15 protein-coding genes, 1 tRNA gene and 2 pseudogenes are annotated in these 18,007 nt (G+C 67.4%); 9 read left to right on the top strand and 9 right to left on the bottom strand.

The window, feature by feature from the left end:
- Positions 1-9: 9 nt before the first annotated feature.
- Positions 10-3,147, top strand: a complete 3,138-nt coding sequence (locus L0966_RS07295) for an efflux RND transporter permease subunit (RefSeq protein WP_234051184.1) — start codon at positions 10-12, stop codon at positions 3,145-3,147.
- Positions 3,144-3,722, top strand: a complete 579-nt coding sequence (locus L0966_RS07300; RefSeq protein WP_234051185.1) for a TetR/AcrR family transcriptional regulator — start codon at positions 3,144-3,146, stop codon at positions 3,720-3,722. Before L0966_RS07295 ends, L0966_RS07300 begins: the two co-directional genes overlap by 4 nt.
- A 194-nt stretch (positions 3,723-3,916) precedes the next feature.
- On the opposite strand, the gene L0966_RS07305 is transcribed toward L0966_RS07300, so the two are convergent.
- Both L0966_RS07305 and L0966_RS07310 read right to left on the bottom strand, forming a co-directional pair.
- Positions 3,917-4,240, bottom strand: coding sequence for a RidA family protein (locus L0966_RS07305; RefSeq protein ID WP_255684099.1), 324 nt, complete (start codon positions 4,238-4,240; stop codon positions 3,917-3,919).
- Between the two features lie 45 nt (positions 4,241-4,285).
- Positions 4,286-5,483, bottom strand: a pseudogene (locus L0966_RS07310) (D-amino acid dehydrogenase); the annotation flags it as partial.
- On the opposite strand from L0966_RS07310, the pseudogene L0966_RS07315 reads away from it, so the two are divergent.
- A pseudogene (locus L0966_RS07315) lies at positions 5,478-5,600 on the top strand (IS5/IS1182 family transposase); the annotation flags it as partial. The pseudogenes L0966_RS07310 and L0966_RS07315 sit on opposite strands and share 6 nt — an antisense overlap.
- Before the next feature lie 84 nt (positions 5,601-5,684).
- On the opposite strand, the gene L0966_RS07320 reads toward L0966_RS07315, so the two are convergent.
- The 4 genes from L0966_RS07320 to L0966_RS07335 form a co-directional block, all read right to left on the bottom strand.
- A tRNA-Leu gene (locus L0966_RS07320) sits at positions 5,685-5,771 on the bottom strand.
- Between the two features lie 257 nt (positions 5,772-6,028).
- The gene (locus L0966_RS07325; RefSeq protein ID WP_234051187.1) at positions 6,029-7,186 is read right to left on the bottom strand and encodes a patatin-like phospholipase family protein; all 1,158 of its coding nucleotides are present in this window, start codon (positions 7,184-7,186) and stop codon (positions 6,029-6,031) included.
- A 123-nt stretch (positions 7,187-7,309) separates the two neighbouring features.
- Complete coding sequence (locus L0966_RS07330; protein WP_234051188.1) at positions 7,310-8,059, bottom strand: acetoacetate decarboxylase; 750 nt, start codon at positions 8,057-8,059, stop codon at positions 7,310-7,312.
- 126 nt (positions 8,060-8,185) lie between these two features.
- Entirely contained in the window at positions 8,186-9,190 is a 1,005-nt protein-coding gene (locus L0966_RS07335) for a WD40 repeat domain-containing protein (protein ID WP_234051189.1), read from the bottom strand.
- A gap of 165 nt (positions 9,191-9,355) precedes the next feature.
- Between L0966_RS07335 and hrpB the strand changes: the two genes are divergently transcribed.
- Positions 9,356-11,836, top strand: coding sequence for an ATP-dependent helicase HrpB (hrpB, locus tag L0966_RS07340; protein ID WP_234051190.1), 2,481 nt, complete (start codon positions 9,356-9,358; stop codon positions 11,834-11,836).
- 83 nt (positions 11,837-11,919) lie between these two features.
- On the opposite strand, the gene L0966_RS07345 is transcribed toward hrpB, so the two are convergent.
- Entirely contained in the window at positions 11,920-12,315 is a 396-nt protein-coding gene (locus tag L0966_RS07345) for an acyl-CoA thioesterase (protein WP_234051191.1), read from the bottom strand.
- A gap of 317 nt (positions 12,316-12,632) precedes the next feature.
- On the opposite strand from L0966_RS07345, the gene L0966_RS07350 reads away from it, so the two are divergent.
- From L0966_RS07350 to L0966_RS07370, 5 genes are all read left to right on the top strand, one after another.
- Positions 12,633-13,793: a linear amide C-N hydrolase gene (locus L0966_RS07350; protein WP_234051192.1), complete on the top strand. Its 1,161-nt coding sequence runs from the start codon at positions 12,633-12,635 to the stop codon at positions 13,791-13,793.
- A gap of 176 nt (positions 13,794-13,969) precedes the next feature.
- Entirely contained in the window at positions 13,970-14,344 is a 375-nt protein-coding gene (gene rplU, locus L0966_RS07355; protein WP_234051193.1) for a 50S ribosomal protein L21, read from the top strand.
- A 20-nt stretch (positions 14,345-14,364) separates the two neighbouring features.
- Positions 14,365-14,637: a 50S ribosomal protein L27 gene (gene rpmA, locus L0966_RS07360; protein ID WP_234051194.1), complete on the top strand. Its 273-nt coding sequence runs from the start codon at positions 14,365-14,367 to the stop codon at positions 14,635-14,637.
- Positions 14,638-14,820: 183 nt separating this feature from the next.
- Entirely contained in the window at positions 14,821-15,453 is a 633-nt protein-coding gene (locus tag L0966_RS07365; RefSeq protein WP_234051195.1) for a GNAT family N-acetyltransferase, read from the top strand.
- A 272-nt stretch (positions 15,454-15,725) separates the two neighbouring features.
- Positions 15,726-16,238 (top strand): RNA pyrophosphohydrolase, encoded by a 513-nt coding sequence (locus tag L0966_RS07370; protein WP_234051196.1) that lies wholly within the window; start codon positions 15,726-15,728, stop codon positions 16,236-16,238.
- A 32-nt stretch (positions 16,239-16,270) separates the two neighbouring features.
- On the opposite strand, the gene L0966_RS07375 is transcribed toward L0966_RS07370, so the two are convergent.
- Together L0966_RS07375 and L0966_RS07380 are read right to left on the bottom strand one after the other, a co-directional pair.
- Positions 16,271-16,885, bottom strand: a complete 615-nt coding sequence (locus L0966_RS07375; RefSeq protein WP_234051197.1) for a 2-hydroxychromene-2-carboxylate isomerase — start codon at positions 16,883-16,885, stop codon at positions 16,271-16,273.
- A gap of 87 nt (positions 16,886-16,972) precedes the next feature.
- Positions 16,973-17,968 (bottom strand): Hsp33 family molecular chaperone, encoded by a 996-nt coding sequence (locus tag L0966_RS07380; protein WP_234051198.1) that lies wholly within the window; start codon positions 17,966-17,968, stop codon positions 16,973-16,975.
- Positions 17,969-18,007: the final 39 nt, after the last annotated feature.

Below are 18,007 nucleotides of genomic sequence, written 5' to 3' on the forward strand. Positions count from 1 at the left end.
GGCGAGCCGATGCCTAATTTCTTCATCGACCGGCCGATCTTCGCCTGGGTGGTCGCCATCTTCATCATGATCGGCGGCGCCATCGCCATCCCGCTGCTGCCGGTCTCCCAATATCCCAACATCGCCCCGCCGCAGATCGCGGTCTCCACCTCCTATCCCGGCGCCTCGCCGGAGGAGCTCTATCAGGGCGTGACCCGGCTGATCGAGGAGGAACTGAACGGCGTCAACGGGCTCATGTATTTCGAGTCCACATCGGATACCTCCGGCGCGGTGCAGATCACCGCCACCTTCGCGCCCGGCACCTCGGTGGAGCAGGCCTCGGTGGATGTGCAGAACCGCATCCGGCGGGTGGAAGCGCGCCTGCCGCGGCCGGTGGTGCAGCAGGGCATCACCGTGGAGGAGGCGGCAAGCTCGTTCCTGCTCGTGGTCGCCCTCACCTCCACCGACGGCAGGACCGACGAGCTCGCGCTCGGTGACTACGCGACGCGCAACGTGCTGAGCGAGCTGCGGCGCATCGGGGGCGTCGGCAAGGCCCAGCTCTTCTCCACCCAGCGGGCGATGCGGGTGTGGGTGGACCCCGACAGGATGCTCGGCCTCAGGCTCACCGCCGACGACATCACTCAGGCGATCCAGGCGCAGAACGCCCAGGTGGCCGCCGGCCGCATCGGCGCGCTGCCCAACCCCGTCAGCCAGGAGACCTCGGCGCCGGTGCTGGTGAAGGGCCAGCTCGGCACGCCGGAGGAATTCGGCGCCATCGTGCTGCGCGCCAATCCGGATGGCTCCATGGTGCGCCTGCGCGACGTAGCGCGCATCGAAGTAGGCGGGGAGGACTACAACTTCACCAGCCGCCTGAACGGCCAGCCCAGCGCGTCGGTGGGCATCCAGCTCTCTGCCACCGGCAATGCGCTCGCCACCTCCCAGGCCGTCAAGGCGAAGATGGCAGAGCTGGAGCGCTTCTTCCCGCCGGGCATCCGGCAGTCCATCCCCTACAACACGACGCCCTTCGTCGAGATCTCCATCAAGAAGGTGCTCCAGACCCTCGCCGAAGCGGTGGCGCTGGTGTTTGTCGTGATGTTCGTGTTCCTGCAGAACGTGCGCTACACCCTCATCCCCACGGTGGTGGTGCCGGTGGCGCTGCTCGGCACCTGCGCGGTGATGCTGGCCGCGGGTTTCTCCATCAACGTGCTCACCATGTTCGCCATGGTGCTGGCCATCGGCATCCTGGTGGACGACGCCATCGTGGTGGTGGAGAATGTCGAGCGCCTGATGGCGGATGAGGGCCTTTCCCCGCGCGAGGCGACCCGAAAGGCCATGGGGCAGATCGGCGGCGCCATCGTCGGGATCACCCTGGTGCTCACTGCGGTGTTCGTTCCCATGGCGTTTTTTCCCGGCGCCACCGGCATCATCTATCGCCAGTTCAGCCTGACAATGGTGGTCTCCATCCTGTTCTCGGGCTTCCTGGCGCTCTCCCTCACGCCGGCCATGTGCGCCACCTTCCTGAAGCCCGTCCCGCAGGGCCATCACGAGAAGCGCGGCCTGTTCGGGGCGTTCAACCGCGGCTTTGCGCGCACCGCGCACGGCTATCGCGGGCTCGTCGGCTGGGCCGTCGACCGCGCCGGGCGGATGATGCTGGTCTATCTCGCGCTGCTGATCGGCCTTGGCTGGGCGTTCATGCGCCTGCCTGCGGCCTTCCTGCCCACCGAGGACCAGGGCTACCTGATCGTCGACATCCAGACCCCGCCAGAAGCCACCGGCACCCGCACGCTGGAGACGGTGAAGAAGGTGGAGGCCATCTTCATGAAGGAGAAGGCGGTTGCCGACGTCTTTGCGATCCAGGGCTTCAGCTTTTCCGGCAACGGCCAGAACGCGGCCATCGCCTTCGTGGTGCTGAAGGACTGGAGCCAGCGCGGCCCCGAGGACAGCGCGGAGGCCATCGCCGGGCGCGCGAACATGGAGTTGTCCGGCATCCGCGATGCCATGACCTTCGCCCTTTCGCCGCCGCCCATCGAGGGGCTCGGCACCTCCGCCGGCTTCACCTTCCGGCTTCAGGACCGCTCCGGGCGCGGCCATGCCGCCCTTGACGCGGCCGGCGGCCAGCTGCTCGCCGCCGCCGGCGCGAGCCCGGTGCTGGCGGGACCGCGCATCGAGGGCCTCGCCAATGCGGCGCAGCTGCAGCTCGTCATCGACCGGGAGAAGGCCAACGCCTTTGGCGTCGCGTTCGCCGACATCAACTCGACCATCTCGGCCAATCTGGGCTCATCGTATGTCAACGATTTCCCCAATGCCGGGCGCATGCAGCGGGTGACCGTGCAGGCCGATGCGCCGCGCCGGATGCAGGCGGCGGACCTCCTGAAGCTCAACGTCCGCAATGCTTCCGGCGGCATGGTGCCGCTCTCGGCGGTGGCGCATCTGGAATGGTCGAAGGGGCCGACCCAGATCGTCGGCTTCAACGGCTACCCGGCGATCCGCTTGGCGGGCGAAGCCGCACCCGGCAGGTCCTCGGGCGAAGCCATCTCGCAGATGGAGCGCCTCGCGGGCCGGTTGCCGGCCGGCTTCGGCTTCGAGTGGTCCGGCCAATCGCTGCAGGAAATCCAGTCCGGCACCCAGGCGCCGTTCCTGCTCGCTCTCTGCGTGCTGTTCGTGTTCCTGCTGCTGGCTGCGCTCTACGAGAGCTGGTCCATCCCGCTTTCGGTGATGCTGGTGGTGCCGCTCGGCGTCATCGGCTCGGTGGTCGCGGTGATGCTGCGTGACATGCCCAACGACATCTATTTCAAGGTCGGGCTCATCGCCATCATCGGCCTCTCGGCGAAGAACGCCATTCTGATCGTGGAGTTCGCCAAGGATCTGCACGCGGAAGGGCGATCGATCCGCGAGGCGGCGCTGGAGGCGGCATTCCTGCGTTTCCGGCCCATCGTCATGACCTCGCTTGCCTTCATCCTCGGCGTCACCCCGCTGGCGATCGCGGTGGGTGCAAGCGCTGGCAGCCAGAATGCCATCGGCACCGGCGTGCTCGGCGGCATGCTCTCGGCCACCCTGCTCGCGGTGGTGTTCGTGCCGGTATTCTACGTGGTCGTGTCGCGCCTGTTCGCGCGGCGCCGGCCGACGCAGGACGCCGGTGCAGCGGATGCAGAGAAAGGTCCGGCATGAGTGAAGCTCATCGCCGCAAGAAACAGCCCCAGGTGGTGCGCAGCCAGCTTCTGGAAGTGGCCGCCCGGCTGTGCCTGGAAAACGGCTTGCACACGCTGACACTGGATGCGGTGGCGCGCGCGGCAGACGTCAGCAAAGGGGGATTGCTGCATCATTTCCCAACCAAGCGGGACCTGCTGGAAGCCTTGCACGAAGAGCTTCTCGGCAGTTTCGAAAAAAGGCTGGAAGAACTGATGGCGCAGGACGTGGACCCGTACGGCCGCTTTACCAGAGCCTACCTTCTCGCCAATCTCGACGGCCCGGACCATGAAAATGCGGAGCGCTGGAACGGCCTTGCCGTACTGCTGCTGGCTGAAGCCACCATGCGAGAGCGTTGGGCGGAGTGGATGAGCTGCCGGCTCTCAGCCCTTGGCCCCGAGGAGAAGACTGTCGCCATGCAGATCGTGCGCGCGGCCGCGGATGGCGTGTGGCTCGCCGATCTGACACATGTCGGCACCTCCTCCGAACACGATCGCGAGGAGATGATCGAAGCGCTTCTGGCCATGACACGGATCCCGCGATCCGGCGCCAACTGAGGGGGCCGATCTGGCGTCCTTCAGCTGAATGGCAAGGGGGCCCAGCCGTCGAAGGCGCAGGCCTACGGATGTTGCGCGAAAGCATGGGCATTGACGCGTGAGACGTGTGACGAGCGCACAGCGCCGATCACACGTCGTCATGTCCGCAGCCAAGCCGGTTTGGTGTTTTCGGACAAGGCTGTCAGGCGGGCGCGTCAGGCGCGGTCGGGGATCGCCGCGGTGATGATGACTTCGACCTTGTAGTCCGGAGTGGCAAGTTTCACTTCGCCCGTGGCGCGGGCGGGGGCCCCGTGGCCTGCGACCCATGCGTCCCAAACGGCGTTCATTTCCGCGAAGTCCGACATGTCCGCGAGCCAGATGGTGGCGGTGAGCAGGTGGTCGCGATCGCTGCCGGCCTCCGCAAGCAGGGCATCCACCTGTGCGAGGACCGTCTGGGTCTGCGTGGTCACGCTCTCTCCCGGCGCGCCGACCTGCCCGGCGAGATAGGCGGTCTTGCCGTGCACCACGGCCTGACTCATGCGGGGACCCTGGTGAAGACGGGTGATGGTCACTATTCAGCTCCTCTACTGATAACGGAACATGTTGAGATCATCGACGCGGATCGTCGGGCTCCTGCCGCTGACGAGATCCGCGAGCAGCGCCGCCGAGCCGCAGGCCATGTTCCAGCCCAGCGTGCCGTGGCCTGCATTGAGATAGAGATTCGAATAGCGGGTTGCACCAATAATCGGTGTGCCATCCGGCGTCATGGGGCGCAGGCCGGTCCAGAAAGAGGCCTGAGCCTCGTCGCCCGCGCCGCCGAACAAATCCTCCACCGAATGACGCAGCGTGCGATAGCGCGCGTCGGGAAGGTCATGGTTGAAGCCCGCGGCCTCGGCCATGCCGCCGACCCGGATCCGTGTGCCGAGACGGGTAATGGCAACCTTGTAGGTCTCGTCCATGACGGTGGATACCGGAGCGCGCGTCTTGTTCACGATAGGAAGAGTGATGGAGTAGCCTTTGACGGGCGAGATGGGCAGCCTGAGGCCGAGGGGACGAAGCAGCGCCGACGTAAGCTGCCCAGCGCGGCGACGAACAGATCGCCCGCGATGTCGCCGCTAGAGGTCTTTATGGCGGTCACACGCCCGCGGTCTTCCTTACGGGCGGAGATGTTCACGCCGTGGCGGAAGGACCCGCCAAGGCGCTCGCCCTGCTGTGACAGCGCGTTGGTGAACTTGTAGCGATCGCCGGTTTCGTCTCCAGGCAGGCGAAGCCCACCGATGATCTTGTCCTGTGCAGGTGCCAGCCCCGGCTCCGCAGCAACGCAGCCTTTCCGGTCGAGCACCTCGAAGGGCACGCCGTCATCCCGGAGCACTTCGATGTCCTGCGCGATGCTGTCGAGCTGCTTCTGGCTGCGAAAGACCTGGAGTGTGCCCTGTGTGCGCGCGTCATAAGTTATTCCCGTATCGGCGCGCAGAGCGAGGCGGCAGCCGCGGCTGTACTCGGCCACGCGCACCATCCGTCCCTTATTTTCCATATATCGCTCGGGCGTGCAGTTGCGCAGCATGGCGAGGAGGCAGCGCGAGTCCGCGAGAGCTGCCATCGGTCGGATGACAAGCGCGGCGTTCTTCATGAACACCCACTTGAGTGCCTTCATGGGAATGCCGGGTGCAGCCCAGGGACAGGCATAGCCTGATGAGATTTCTCCGGCATTGGCGAAGCTGGTCTCCAGGCAGGCGACTGCTGGCGCTCGACGACTGCGACCTGACGGCCGCTCTTGGCAAGCTACGGCTTGCTGATCGCCACATGCTCAGCGGAATTATCTTCGTCAATCGTAAGGGGCTGCGCCGGCGGGATGCACCAAGGGAATATCGGCCGCCAAAAACGTTATATGGCCGCTGGTAGCGGTCGAGCGAGATGGGCGCGGGCGGTCGGACTCGAACCGACATATCCGTAAGGAGGGCGGATTTTGAATGCGTTGAAGGGTGGTGCGGATGGTCGGACTCGAACCGACAAGCCCTTTCGGGCGCGGCATTTTGAGTGCCGTGCGTCTACCAATTTCGCCACATCCGCATGTGGCCGACGCTGCGAGCGACAGGCGCCGAGCGTCAGGTGCGGGCTCCTATACGACACCTGTGCGTGAACCGCCAGAGCCTTTTCAAGCGGCTCTCCCCCGGCCCGCGAAGCGAAAAGGCGGCCGCACGAGAGATGAAGGACCGGCCGGGGGAGAGCCACGCACGGGCCCGGTCCAGCCGCTCCATCGACAGCAAGCGGGCTGAACAGCGCCAGCCCGTCATCGTTCGCATCCCGCCGGAGGGCGATGCCCGAGCCTATTCGGACAGGCGATGGATGTCGTGGACCACGATCCCGATATCATCGGGCTTCTTCAGCCATTCGCCGCGCTGCAAGGTCTTCACAGTGTCCTCATAGCCAGTCTGCCAATGGTCGTTCATGGACGCGTACGAAAACTCGTAGTCCTTCGATTCCCGCTCGTAGCTCTTTTCCTGATAGATCAGGTGACAGATATTGACGGGACCCGACGATGCGTAATCGTCAATGAGCGCCTGATCCTCGTCCGAGCGCAGCTGCTCGGGAATACGCTGCAGCGTTTCGTAGAGCTTCTGTCGCAGCTCCTGCACCCGGCGGAACACATCGGTGGTGTAGCGCGTGCGGCTGGAATAGCCGATATCCTTCTGGCGCTCGCTGACATCATACATGTCGCGCGGCAGCGGGCCGCGCGCGCTGAAGAGGTCCACCTGGAACACCAGGGCGCTGGGATGGTCCGGCTGGTCGAGCAGGAATTGCAGCGGCGTGTTGGAGACGACACCGCCGTCCCAGTAGTATTCGCCATCGATCTTCACGGCCGGAAAACCGGGGGGCAGCGCGCCCGAGGCCATGATGTGCTCGGGAGCGATCACCGTTTCCTTGTTGTCGAAATAGATGAAGTTGCCGGTGCGCACGTTCACCGCCCCCACGGAGAAGCGCTTGACGCCGGAATTGATGAGGTCGAAGTCCACCAGCCTCAGCAGCGTGTCGCGCAGGGGCGAGGTGTCGTAGAAGGAGGTGGCGCCAGTGGCCCCCGCCGGCAGCAGCCAGGGATTGGGCACGCGGGGGCGGAAGAAGCCCGGCTGGCCGCGCAGGATGGTGAGCGTGGCGCTCATCTGGTTGCGCATCTGGCGGAAGATGTCACCCTCAGGCGCCCAATACGGGGCCTTGTGGCCGGAAATGGTCTCCCAGAACTCACGCAGCCGCGGCACCCGGTTTTCCGGCGTGTTGCCGGCGATGATGGCCGAGTTGATGGCGCCGATGGACACGCCCGAAATCCAGTTGGGCTCACAGCCCACCTCGGCCAGCGCCTCATAGACGCCCGCCTGGTAGGCGCCCAGCGCGCCACCGCCCTGGAACACGAGGGCGATGCGGTCATATTGATTGACGGTGTCACACAGATCGGGCGGCAGAATTTTCTTGGGGCGCGAGCTGTCGGTCATGGCCTTGGGTCCTGGCATCACGATTAAGCCGCGCTCCGGACGGAGCGGCAAGCGCCGTCCGGCCCGTGCGGCATGGTCACGAAGGGGAATGCGCCGGCCCGCTTTCGAGGTGCCGGCGCCGGTTCACTTCGCCGGTTCGGCGAGATAGTCGTAGATCACCGTGCCCATGCCAAGGGTCAGGTCCGCTTTCAGGTGCACGGCGGAGAGAACCTCCAGCACCGGAAGCTGCGCCACCGTGCACAAAGCGTGCGGATAGAGGCCGAGGGCCGAAGGGCCAACCCAGCATTCCTTCAGCGTCACGTCTTCCAGGAAGTAGCGCACCAGCTCGCAGACGCGCGCCGTGCCGTCCACGTGGGGAATGATCTTCAGCATGTAATTGGGCGCGAGGAGGGAGGCGAGCACCTTCTCCTTGTCGGCGGCCACATGCTTGTAGCCCATGGTGGCCTGGGCGCACAGCACGCTGCCGTAATGCAGGGTGCCGACCAGGGTATCCTTCTCCACCTTCAGCTTGGGGTGGGCATATTTCTTGGGGAAGCCCCACAGCTCGCGTCCGCCGGCGATGGGGGATTCATCGTCCAGGTACATGCCGTGGACATAGCCGCCCTCGACGCCGTTGAACTTCACCGGGATGACCTGTCCCGTCTCGGTATAGTCGCCGAAGCCGGTGGAATCCGGCATGCGGATGAACTCATACTTGACGATGGGCTCGACGATCTCGAGCGGCTCGGGAACCACCTTGGCCAGCGCCGCGGGATCGGTGCGGTAGGTGATGGTCATGAATTCCCGGTCGATGAACCGGTAGGGCCCCTTGGGATAAGAGGGGCTGGTGAGCGGCATCGAATAGGCGGTGCGGCGGACGTCGTCGATCTTCATCGGCGGAAATCTCCGGCTGCGCGGATCTCGCGGATGCGAGAGGAGCATGACACGTTAGCGAATAAAGCTGCGCCGTGACACCCCCGCGACGGTAATTCCGTAATCCGGCCAAATCTTTCCCCAAACCTAGAATGCGAGCAATCCGCCATTGCCCGCGGCGGTGCCGAACACCAGGGCACCACCGGCCGGATGCCAGGCCATGGCGCTCACGCCATCGCCGCCGGCGGTATTGGTGGGGGCCCGCAGCAGGATCTCGGCACCGTCGGTGATGCGCGCCATCATCACCATGCCATCCTCATAGCCAAGCGCCAGCACCGGGTCGCTGGGATGCGGGGCCACGACCGTGACGCGCGAGCCGGCCGAAGGGGCGAGCATGGTCGGCTGCTTGCCCATGGGCCCGTCCTTCGCCTGGAACGGCCACAGGATCGCCTCGCCCGAGCCGGAGGTGGCCAGCCACTTGCCATCGGCGGTGAAGGCGAAGGATTTTACCCGCGAGGGATAGCCGGTCATGCGCATATGGGCACCGTCCACCACGCGCCAGCCGTGCAGCGCCGGCTCCTGCATGGTGGTCACCACGAAGCGGCCATCGGGAGAAAAGGCGACGCCCAGATGCGAGCCCTTCCAGCCCAGAACCTCGGGCTTTGCCCCCGCCGCATTGGGAAACCAAAGCGTGACGCCGCCGTAATGGGCGATGGCCAGCCGCAGCCCCTTGGGCGCGAAGGCGAGCCCGCCCACGGTGGAGGGCGCCTCAAAGGTGCGCACCTCGCCCTTGGCGTTCAGCACATAAGCGGTCTTGCCGGCAGAATAGGCCACCGCGCCGTCGGGCCCCAGGGCCACGCGGTCGATCCAGCGTCCCTTGTGTTCCGCCAGCACGCGGGTGGCGCCACCCGCGGTGGTCTCGACCACACGTCCGTCATCGCCACCGGTGACGAGCCGCGTGCCATCACCCACGGCCGCGAGGACGGCGCCATCATGGGCGTCCACCGTCGCCGGCGCGCTGCCGGCGAGCACGATGCCGCTGGTGGCGGTCACCAGGGCCGGCACCAGGCCGAGGAAGGCGGCGGCGATGACCTCGCCCTCCACGCTGAAGGGCTGAACCTTGTCGGTGAGGCTGGAGGGGGCGGACGACATGAGGCGGGACTCCCGGACGCGGACGCCTCCCTTTAGGCGCACCCCGTCACCGACCGCAAGGAGAGTTCGCATCCCCGCCCCCGGCCGCTTCGCCGGACCGGAGGACTGGCCGGCGGTTCGCAGGCTTTGCCATCATCCTGGCCTTTGGCCTATGAGCGGGGCGTGATGTTCTCCCCTCCCCTTCCCATCGATGCGGTGCTCGGCGCGCTCGCCGCCACCCTGGCCAAGTCCCCCTGCGCCGTCCTGGTGGCGCCCCCCGGCGCCGGCAAGACCACTCGGGTGCCCCTGGCGCTGCTCGAAGAACCCTGGGTGAAAAGCGGGCGCATCCTGATGCTGGAGCCCCGCCGCCTCGCCGCCCGCGCCGCCGCGGCCCGCATGGCACAGACCCTGGGGGAAAAGGTGGGGGAAACGGTGGGCTATCGCGTCCGCCTGAAGGCGGAAGTGTCCCGCCGCACCCGCATCGAAGTGGTCACCGAGGGCGTGTTCACCCGCATGGTGCTGGACGACCCGGAGCTGGCGGGCGTTGCCGCCGTGCTGTTCGACGAATTCCACGAGCGCAGCCTGGATGCGGACCTGGGGCTCGCCCTCGCCTTGGACAGCCAGCGCTCCCTGCGCGACGACCTGCGTCTTCTCGCCATGTCCGCCACCCTGGACGGCGCCCGCGTGGCAGGGCTGATGGGCGATGGCGACACCCCCGCCCCGGTGATCGAGAGCGAGGGTCGCGCCTTTCCGGTGGACACGCGCTACCTGGGCCGCGACGCCCGCACGCCCATTGACCGCCAGATGGCCGACGCGATCCTTCAGGCCCTCTCCCGCGAGCGTGGCTCGGTGCTGGCCTTCCTGCCCGGCGCCGCCGAGATCCGCCGCACCGAAGGGCTGCTGCGCGAGCGCGTGCGGGACCCCGACACGGACGTTGTCGCCCTGTTCGGCGCCCTCGACGCGGCGGAGCAGGACCGCGCCGTGCTGCCGGCTCCGGCGGGCAAGCGCAAGGTGGTGCTCGCCACCTCCATCGCCGAGACGTCGCTCACCATTGAGGGGGTGCGGGTGGTGGTGGATAGCGGGCTGTCCCGCGTGCCCCGCTTCGAGCCCGATGTGGGCCTCACCCGGCTCGAAACCGTGCGCGTCTCGCGCGCCAGCGCCGACCAGAGGCGCGGCCGCGCCGGTCGCACCGAGCCCGGCATCTGCTATCGCCTGTGGGGCGAGGGTGAAACCTCCGCTTTGCCCGCTTTCGCCACGCCGGAAATCCTGGCCGCCGACCTCACGGGGCTGGTGCTCGACCTCGCCCGGGTGGGGGTGCGCGATCCGGCGAGCCTGCCCTTCCTCGATCCGCCGCCCGCCCCCGCCGTGAGCGAGGCGAAGGCCCTGCTGCGCCTGCTCGGCGCCCTCGATGAAACCGACGCGGTGACAGCGCTGGGCCAGCGCATGGCGCGGCTGCCTTTGCCACCGCGCCTCGCCCACATGGTGGTGATGGGCGCCGACCGGGGCGCCGGGCAACTCGCGGCCGATATCGCCGCCTTGGTCTCCGAGCGGGGCCTTGGCGGCGATAGCGTGGACCTTCTCCACCGGCTGGAGGATTTTCACCGCGACCGCTCCCGCCGGGCGGAAGACGCCCGCCGCCTCGCCGGGCGCTGGGCCGAGCTCGCCATGGCGGGCGCGGAGCGGCAGAAGGCCGAGCCCCCTTCCCCCGCCGCGCTGCTGGCCCTTGCCTATCCCGACCGGGTGGCGAAGGCGCGGGGCGACGGCACGCGCTTCCTTCTCGCCAACGGCCGCGGCGCCGTGATGGACCCCGCGACCAGCCTCGCCCGCGCGCCTTTTCTCGCCGTGGCCGAGGTGGGGGGACGGGCGGAAGCCGCCCGCATCACCCTGGCCGCCGCCCTGAGCGCGGAGGATGTGGAGGCCCAGTTCGCCGACACCATCACCGAGCAGACGGAGGTGGCTTTCGATGCCGGCTCCGGCGCCGTGCGGGCGCGGCGGGCGCGCCGGCTCGGCGCGCTCGTGCTCGCGGATGCGCCACAGCCCGTGCCGGCCGACGGCGTCACCGCCCGCATTCTGGCGGCGGGGTTGGCCGCAGACGACCTTTCACGCCTGCCCATGAGCGCGGCCTTGAAGCAATGGCGCGCCCGCATCGCCTTCCTGCGCGCGGCCGAGGGCGAGGACTGGCCGGATCTCTCCGATGCCGCCCTCGCTGCCACCGCCACGGACTGGCTCGCGCCGTTCCTCGATGGCCGCACCGGCCGTTCCGATGTGGGGGCCGATCTGGTGTCGAACGCGCTCCACGCCCTGCTGCCTTATGGGCTGACGGCGCGCCTGGAGGCCGAGGCGCCGACCCATTTCACCGCTCCCACCGGCTCGCGCCTGCCTATCGATTATGGCGCGGAAAGCGGGCCGCAGGTGGAAGTGCGGGTGCAGGAATTGTTCGGCCTGAAGACGCACCCGGCCATTGCCTGCGGGCGCGTGCCGCTCACGCTGGCGCTGCTTTCGCCCGCCCACAGGCCGATCCAGGTGACGAAAGACCTGCCGCAATTCTGGCGCGGCTCCTGGCGCGATGTGCGCGCCGAGATGCGCGGGCGCTATCCCAAGCATCCCTGGCCCGAGGACCCGGCGGAGGCGCCCCCCACCACCCGCGCCAAGCCACGCGGCACCTGACCCGGGCACCGGCGCCGAGGCTCATTCCCCTCCGGGGCAAGCCCCGGCTTGCCCGGCGGCCGAGGCCGGCCGGGCCGCGATGCTCACTCCTCCGGCGGCAGCGCGCGCGGACGACCGTCCTTGTCGATGGCGACGAAGGTGAACACGGCCTCGGTGACCTTGGTGGTCTCCTCGCTCTCGCGGGCGCGGCGCCAGGCCTCCACCTCGATGCGCATGGAGGTGCGCCCCGCCTTCGCCAGGCGGCCGAACAGGCTCACCTCGTCACCCACCAGCACCGGCGAAAGAAAGCTCATGGCCTCCACCGCCACCGTCGCGGCACGGCCGCGCGAGCGACGGGCCGCCACGTTGCCGGCGGCAAGGTCCATCTGAGACATCAGCCAGCCGCCGAAGATATCCCCGCTCGGATTGGTATCGGCCGGCATGGCGATGGTGCGAATGACCGGAATGCCGTCGGGCATCTTCGACTCTTTATCGTACATCCTCGTTTCTCCAACGGCCCGGGCCGGTCATGCCGCGACCGCCCCGGCGCCCGCCCCCGCTTAGACAAAAACTGCGGTCCACACACCCAAATTTGATCCAGCTCAGAGAATCGATGCGGGATCTGTGGTTCCTTGCACTTGTCCATGTCTTTTCGGGGCAGACAGGGCATGGATCACCGGCTCCGCCCGGCTGTGTGGGCGGAGCCGGTATCTTCTCTTTTCATCATTCTCTCTCAAGCTCGATTATTGCATATCTGCGTACCGTTCCATGCCGGACCGGGGCGCTGCCCGGTCGTGCTTGCCAGGAGAGTCCCGCCATGCGGCCGTCCCCCAAAGCTCTTCATCTCCGTAAAGCTGCGCGCCGCGCTCTGGTCGCGCGCGCCCGGCACGCCACCGCGCGGGTGGCCGCCGGCATCGGCCTTTCCCTGGCGGCGCTCGGCACGCTGGCCCCAGTCGTTGCGCAGGCCTGCACGCGCGCGGTCTATCTGGGCGGTGAAGGGGTCGTGATCACCGGCCGCAACATGGACTGGTCGGAGGACATGCGCTCCAATCTGTGGGCGTTCCCGGCCGGCATTGAGCGCAATGGCGCGGCGGGCGCCAACACGCCCAAATGGGTGTCCAAATACGGCAGCATCACCGCCTCGGGCTATGATGTGGGCACTGCCGACGGCATGAACGAAAAGGGGCTTGCGGCCAATCTGCTGTATCTGGCCGAGTCCGAATACGCCAAGCCCGATGGCCGCCCGGCGCTCTCCATCAGCCTGTGGGCGCAATATGTGCTCGACAATTTCGCCACCGTGAATGAGGCGGTGGAGGCGCTTTCCAAGGAACCGTTCGTGGTGGTCACCGCTGTGCTGCCCAATGGCCGGGCGGCACAGCTCCACCTCGCCATTTCCGACGCCTCCGGCGACAGCGCCATCTTCGAGTATCTAGGCGGCAAGCTGGTGATCCACCACGGGCGCCAGTATCAGGTGATGACCAATTCACCGTCCTACGACCAGCAGCTCGCCCTCAATGCCTATTGGGAAGAGATCGGCGGCACGGTGTTCCTGCCCGGCACCTTCAGGGCCGCCGACCGCTTCGCCCGCGCGAGCTTCCTCATCAAGGCCCTGCCCACCAAGGCGGAGCCGGCCATCATCACCGCCGTGCCGGACCACTCTTATGCCAATCAGGCGGTGGGCAGCGTCGCCAGCGTGATGCGCGCGGTAAGCGTGCCGCTGGGCTTTATCGAGCCCGGCTCGCCCAACATCGCCTCAACCATCTGGCGCACGGTGGCCGATCAGAAGAATCGCGTCTATTTCTTCGATTCCGCGACCAGCCCTAACACCTTCTGGGTGCCCATCGAGGATCTGGACCTGAAGCCCGGAGCGCCCGTCCGCAAGCTGCCGCTGACCGGTGGCAGGTTCTATTCCGGCAATGCGGCCAAGGCTTTCGAGCCGGCCACCTCATTCACCTTCCTGCCGGTGGATGTGAAATAGCAGCGCCAGCGCGCGGTACCTTCAGAAAACGGCGGCGGCGCATTGACTTTCGCGCGCCGCCTCCTTATCGAAACGCCTTCGCGTGGGCGATTGCGCCCGCACTCCGAAACCGACCGAAAGAAGCCCACCCTCCGGGTTCACTGGAGAGGCGCGGCTGAACACGAAAGCGAGACAGAATGTTCGCGGTCATCAAGGCAAACGGCAAGCAGTATCGCGTTGCCGCCGCCGATGAAATCACCATCGATCACCTCGAGGCCGAGGTGGGTGCCGTCTTCACCTTCCCCGTGCTGATGCTGGGTGGCAAGGTCACCGCCGTGGGCAAGCCCCACGTGGATGGCGCCATGGTCACCGGCGAGGTGGTCGAGCACACCCGCGGTGACAAGGTCATCGCCTTTAAGAAGCGCCGCCGGCAGAACTCCCGTCGCAAGCGCGGCTTCCGCGCCGACCTGACCGTGGTGCGCATCACCGAGATTTCCGGCCTGGGCGAGAGCGTCAAGGCCGAGGCCAAAACCGCAGGCGCGCCGGCCCCCGAGGCCGCCGCTGGCGCCTGATCTGAACGAGGAGAGCAACAATGGCTCATAAAAAGGCAGGCGGCTCGTCCCGTAACGGTCGCGATTCAGAGAGCAAGCGCCTTGGCGTGAAGAAGTTCGGTGGCCAGGCGGTCATTCCGGGCAACATCATCGTGCGCCAGCGCGGCACCAAATGGCATCCCGGCACCAATGTGGGTATCGGCAAGGACCATACCCTGTTCGCCCTTGTGCCCGGCAAGGTCGAGTTCCGCACCAAAGCCAACGACCGAACCTATGTATCGGTCGTTCCCGCCGCCGCCGAGGCGGCTGAGTAAGCCGGCGAGACCGCATAAATGCAGGATCCCGCCGGTCTCGTCGAACCGGTGGGAGTCTCTGTCAGGCCCCTGAAGCGCCAAAGCTGATCGAAAGATCCGGCGCCTCACGGACTGGGCTCCGAACGAACCGGGGAGACGGGACGTCTTCCCGGTTTTCGTTTGTCCAGCCGACAGGAGCCCGCCATGACCATCGTCGAGCCGCCCCACGAGAGACCTCTCGCGGAGTCCAGTATCCCCGTCCTCGAAACCGATCGGCTGGTGCTCCGCGCGCCGCGCATCGAGGACGCATATGCCGTCGCGGAGCTCGCCAACAATCGCAAGATCGCGGAAATGACCGCGAACCTGCCCTTTCCCTATCGCGCCTCCGATGCCCACGCCTTCGTTGAGAGCCTCGGCGCCACGCCCCATGCGGCCACCTTCGCACTGCTGCTGAAGCGCGAGGGACATCTGGAATTTGCCGGCATGTGCGGGTTCGGGCGCCGACCCGGCGAGACCCTTCCGGAGCTCGGCTACTGGGTCGGCGAGCCCTTCTGGGGGCTCGGCATCGCCACCGAGGCGGCACGCGCGGTCATTGACTACGTCTTCTCCCAGACCGATATCGAAGCCCTTTCCGGCGCCGCGCGCGTGGTCAACCCCGCTTCGCGGCGGGTGCTGGAGAAGTGCGGCTTTCAGTGGTGCGGGGTCGGCCTGTGCCAGGTGCGCGCGCTGGGCGCCTCCGTGCCCGTGGACCGCTTCCAGCTCGACCGGCGCACCTGGGCCTCTTTGCGGGCCTGGGGCTCCACCCTCCTGCCGCACCTGCGCGCCGCCACCCATTGAGAGCTGGAGCCCGTGAGCTTGCCTCACGGGCTTGCCTCATCGGAGCGCCTCATGGGGTTGCCTCAGGTCCGCGCGGGACTTGGCCGGCCCGGCCGTCCCCGGTCGATGACTAGGGCCGCTGCTCCGGATTGAAGTGGCCGCACCGCTCCCGGAAAGGCCTGCCGCGATCGTCCGCGCGGGTTCGCCGGATCGCATTCTTCCCCTACGGCAGAGCTTGCCTTGCGGCGCCGCAAGCGCCATCACACGGCGAACCGATCGCAGGGGCCGCCGCCATGAGCAAGCACCACCATCACGACCTTCCCTATCGCCCATGCGTGGGCCTGTGCGTTTTCAACGGGGCCGGCAAGGTCTTCGTCGGCCGCCGCCTCGGCGGGCCGGAGCATGTGGACGCCACCCACTCCTGGCAGTTGCCCCAAGGCGGGATCGACAAGGGCGAGGACCCCTTCGACGCCGCCTTGCGTGAGCTCTATGAGGAAACCTCCATGCGCTCCGTGCTGAAGCTGGGCGAGGTGGAGGACTGGTTGTCCTATGACCTGCCGGGCCGCATTGCCGGTGAGGCCTGGAAAGGCAAGTATCGCGGGCAGACCCAGAAGTGGTTTGCGCTGCGCTTCACGGGTGTGGACGGGGAAATCAACATCTCCACCCCCGGTGGCGGCGTGCACAAGCCGGAATTCATGGACTGGCGCTGGGAGGATCTCGACCAGATCACCGATCTCGTCATCCCGTTCAAGCGGCCGGTCTATGAAGAGGTGGTGAAGAACTTCCGCCGCTTTGCGAGCCTCTAAAGCCTCCGCGCGGCGGCCCCGGCGGGGCGGCTCTAGGGCACCCCCGCCGCCTTCAGCTCCGCCACCTTTTGCGCCACGAAGTCGAGCCGGTCCTGGCCGAAATAAAGCTCGCCATCCACCACATAGGACGGCGAGCCGAACACGCCGGCCTCGATGGCGGCGGCAGTGTTGCGCTCCACCTGCTCCGCCGCTTCCACCGTATCGGACAAGGTCGCGAGCCGCGGCCCGTCGAGCCCGACTTCTTGAGCCAAGGCGATGAGATTGTCGCGTTCGGAGATCTGCATGTCACGCGCCCACACCGCTGACAGGCAGGCGCCTATGAAATCCGCCGGATCCATGCCGGCCTTCTGCGCGGCGGCGATGAAGCGGCACGCCGGCAACGTATCCGTGGGCCAGAAGGCGGGATCGGTGTTGATGGGAATGGCAGCGCGCTTGGCCCAGCGCACGATGTCCAGCTTGCGATAGGCATTGCGCTGGGGTGACTGCTTGGCCGGTGCGGTCGAGCCGCCGGCCGCGAACACCTTCAAAATGTCCACCGGCCGCCAGAGGATGCTGGCGGCCGCCGTCCGCGCGATGTCCCTCAGCCGCGCGTGCCCCAGATAGGCATAGCCGGATTGCGGGCTGAAATAGCAGATGATCTCGGGCACGAGCGGATTCCTTTTTGCAGCATCGGGCGCGGGCGTTCGAGCGGGCCCGAACGGACCCCGCCAGCCTCGCGCGAAATGCCGCCGCGCTCAAGAATCGGCTTCGCCCAAGACCTCTTCGGCGGCAAAGCCATAGGTGCGGCCGCAGAATTCGCAGGTCACGGTGACCCGGCCATCATCCTGCACCATGCCGCGCCGCTCCTCATCGGTGAAGGAGGCGAGCACCCCGGCCACGCGCTCGCGCGAGCAGGAGCAATGGGCACCGATGGCCAGGGGCTCGAACACCCGCACTCCGCGCTCATGGAACAAACGGTAGAGCAGACGCTCGGTGGAGAGCTCCTTATCGAGCAGCTCCACGTCCTCCAAGGTCCCCATCAGCGAGCGCGCCTCGACCCAGGCATCGTCCTCGTCGAGGGTGTGCGGCGCAGTGCCCTCGGGCGCGTCACCGGGCGGCATGTCGGCCATGCGGGCGCGGGAGGCATCGTCGGGCAGGAACTGAGCCAGGAGCCCGCCCGCCCGCCAGGACGAGGCCTGGCCGCCGGGGCGCAGCTCCTCGCCCACGGCCAGGCGCACCTGCGTGGGGATCTGCTCCGACTGCCGGAAATATTCGTGGGCCGCCGCCTCCAGCCCCTCGCCGTCCAGCGCCACTACGCCCTGATAGCGGTTGGCGGAGATGCCCTGATCGATGGTCATGGCCAGATGGCCGCGCCCCAGCAGGGCAGCCGGAGAGGTGTCGTTGCGCTTTTCCGCCTCGGCCAGGGCATCCTTGTCGTAGCGGGCATAGGCGCGGATCTTGTCGGGGCTGACGAAGTCGGCCACCACCATGTCCACCGGGCCGTCGGTCTGGGTCTGCAGGATGAAGCGGCCCTCGAACTTCAGGGACGAGCCCAGCAGCACCGCCAGCGCCACCGCCTCACCCACCACACGCTTCACCGCGGCGGGGTAATCGTGGTGCACCAGCAGCGCATCAAGGGTGGAGCCCAGCCGCACGGCACGGCCGCGCAGGTCCAGCGCGTCCACCTGAAAGGCGGTGACGATGTCATCCTGCGCCTCCTGGCGGGCGCTGCGCGAGCGCTCGGAACTCATGCGCTCCTCCTCATCGTGGTTCGGCGTCTTCCAGCGATA

It is taken from the genome of Xanthobacter sp. NM-59 (genome assembly GCF_021401125.1).
GTDB lineage: Bacteria > Pseudomonadota > Alphaproteobacteria > Rhizobiales > Xanthobacteraceae > Xanthobacter.

Coding starts and splice junctions, on each gene's coding strand:
- L0966_RS07295 (WP_234051184.1), top strand. CDS start 10: ATGCCTAATTTCTTCATCGACCGGCCGATCTTCGCCTGGGTGGTCGCC.
- L0966_RS07300 (WP_234051185.1), top strand. CDS start 3,144: ATGAGTGAAGCTCATCGCCGCAAGAAACAGCCCCAGGTGGTGCGCAGC.
- L0966_RS07305 (WP_255684099.1), bottom strand. CDS start 4,240: ATGAGTCAGGCCGTGGTGCACGGCAAGACCGCCTATCTCGCCGGGCAG.
- L0966_RS07325 (WP_234051187.1), bottom strand. CDS start 7,186: ATGACCGACAGCTCGCGCCCCAAGAAAATTCTGCCGCCCGATCTGTGT.
- L0966_RS07330 (WP_234051188.1), bottom strand. CDS start 8,059: ATGAAGATCGACGACGTCCGCCGCACCGCCTATTCGATGCCGCTCACC.
- L0966_RS07335 (WP_234051189.1), bottom strand. CDS start 9,190: ATGTCGTCCGCCCCCTCCAGCCTCACCGACAAGGTTCAGCCCTTCAGC.
- hrpB (WP_234051190.1), top strand. CDS start 9,356: ATGTTCTCCCCTCCCCTTCCCATCGATGCGGTGCTCGGCGCGCTCGCC.
- L0966_RS07345 (WP_234051191.1), bottom strand. CDS start 12,315: ATGTACGATAAAGAGTCGAAGATGCCCGACGGCATTCCGGTCATTCGC.
- L0966_RS07350 (WP_234051192.1), top strand. CDS start 12,633: ATGCGGCCGTCCCCCAAAGCTCTTCATCTCCGTAAAGCTGCGCGCCGC.
- rplU (WP_234051193.1), top strand. CDS start 13,970: ATGTTCGCGGTCATCAAGGCAAACGGCAAGCAGTATCGCGTTGCCGCC.
- rpmA (WP_234051194.1), top strand. CDS start 14,365: ATGGCTCATAAAAAGGCAGGCGGCTCGTCCCGTAACGGTCGCGATTCA.
- L0966_RS07365 (WP_234051195.1), top strand. CDS start 14,821: ATGACCATCGTCGAGCCGCCCCACGAGAGACCTCTCGCGGAGTCCAGT.
- L0966_RS07370 (WP_234051196.1), top strand. CDS start 15,726: ATGAGCAAGCACCACCATCACGACCTTCCCTATCGCCCATGCGTGGGC.
- L0966_RS07380 (WP_234051198.1), bottom strand. CDS start 17,968: ATGAGTTCCGAGCGCTCGCGCAGCGCCCGCCAGGAGGCGCAGGATGAC.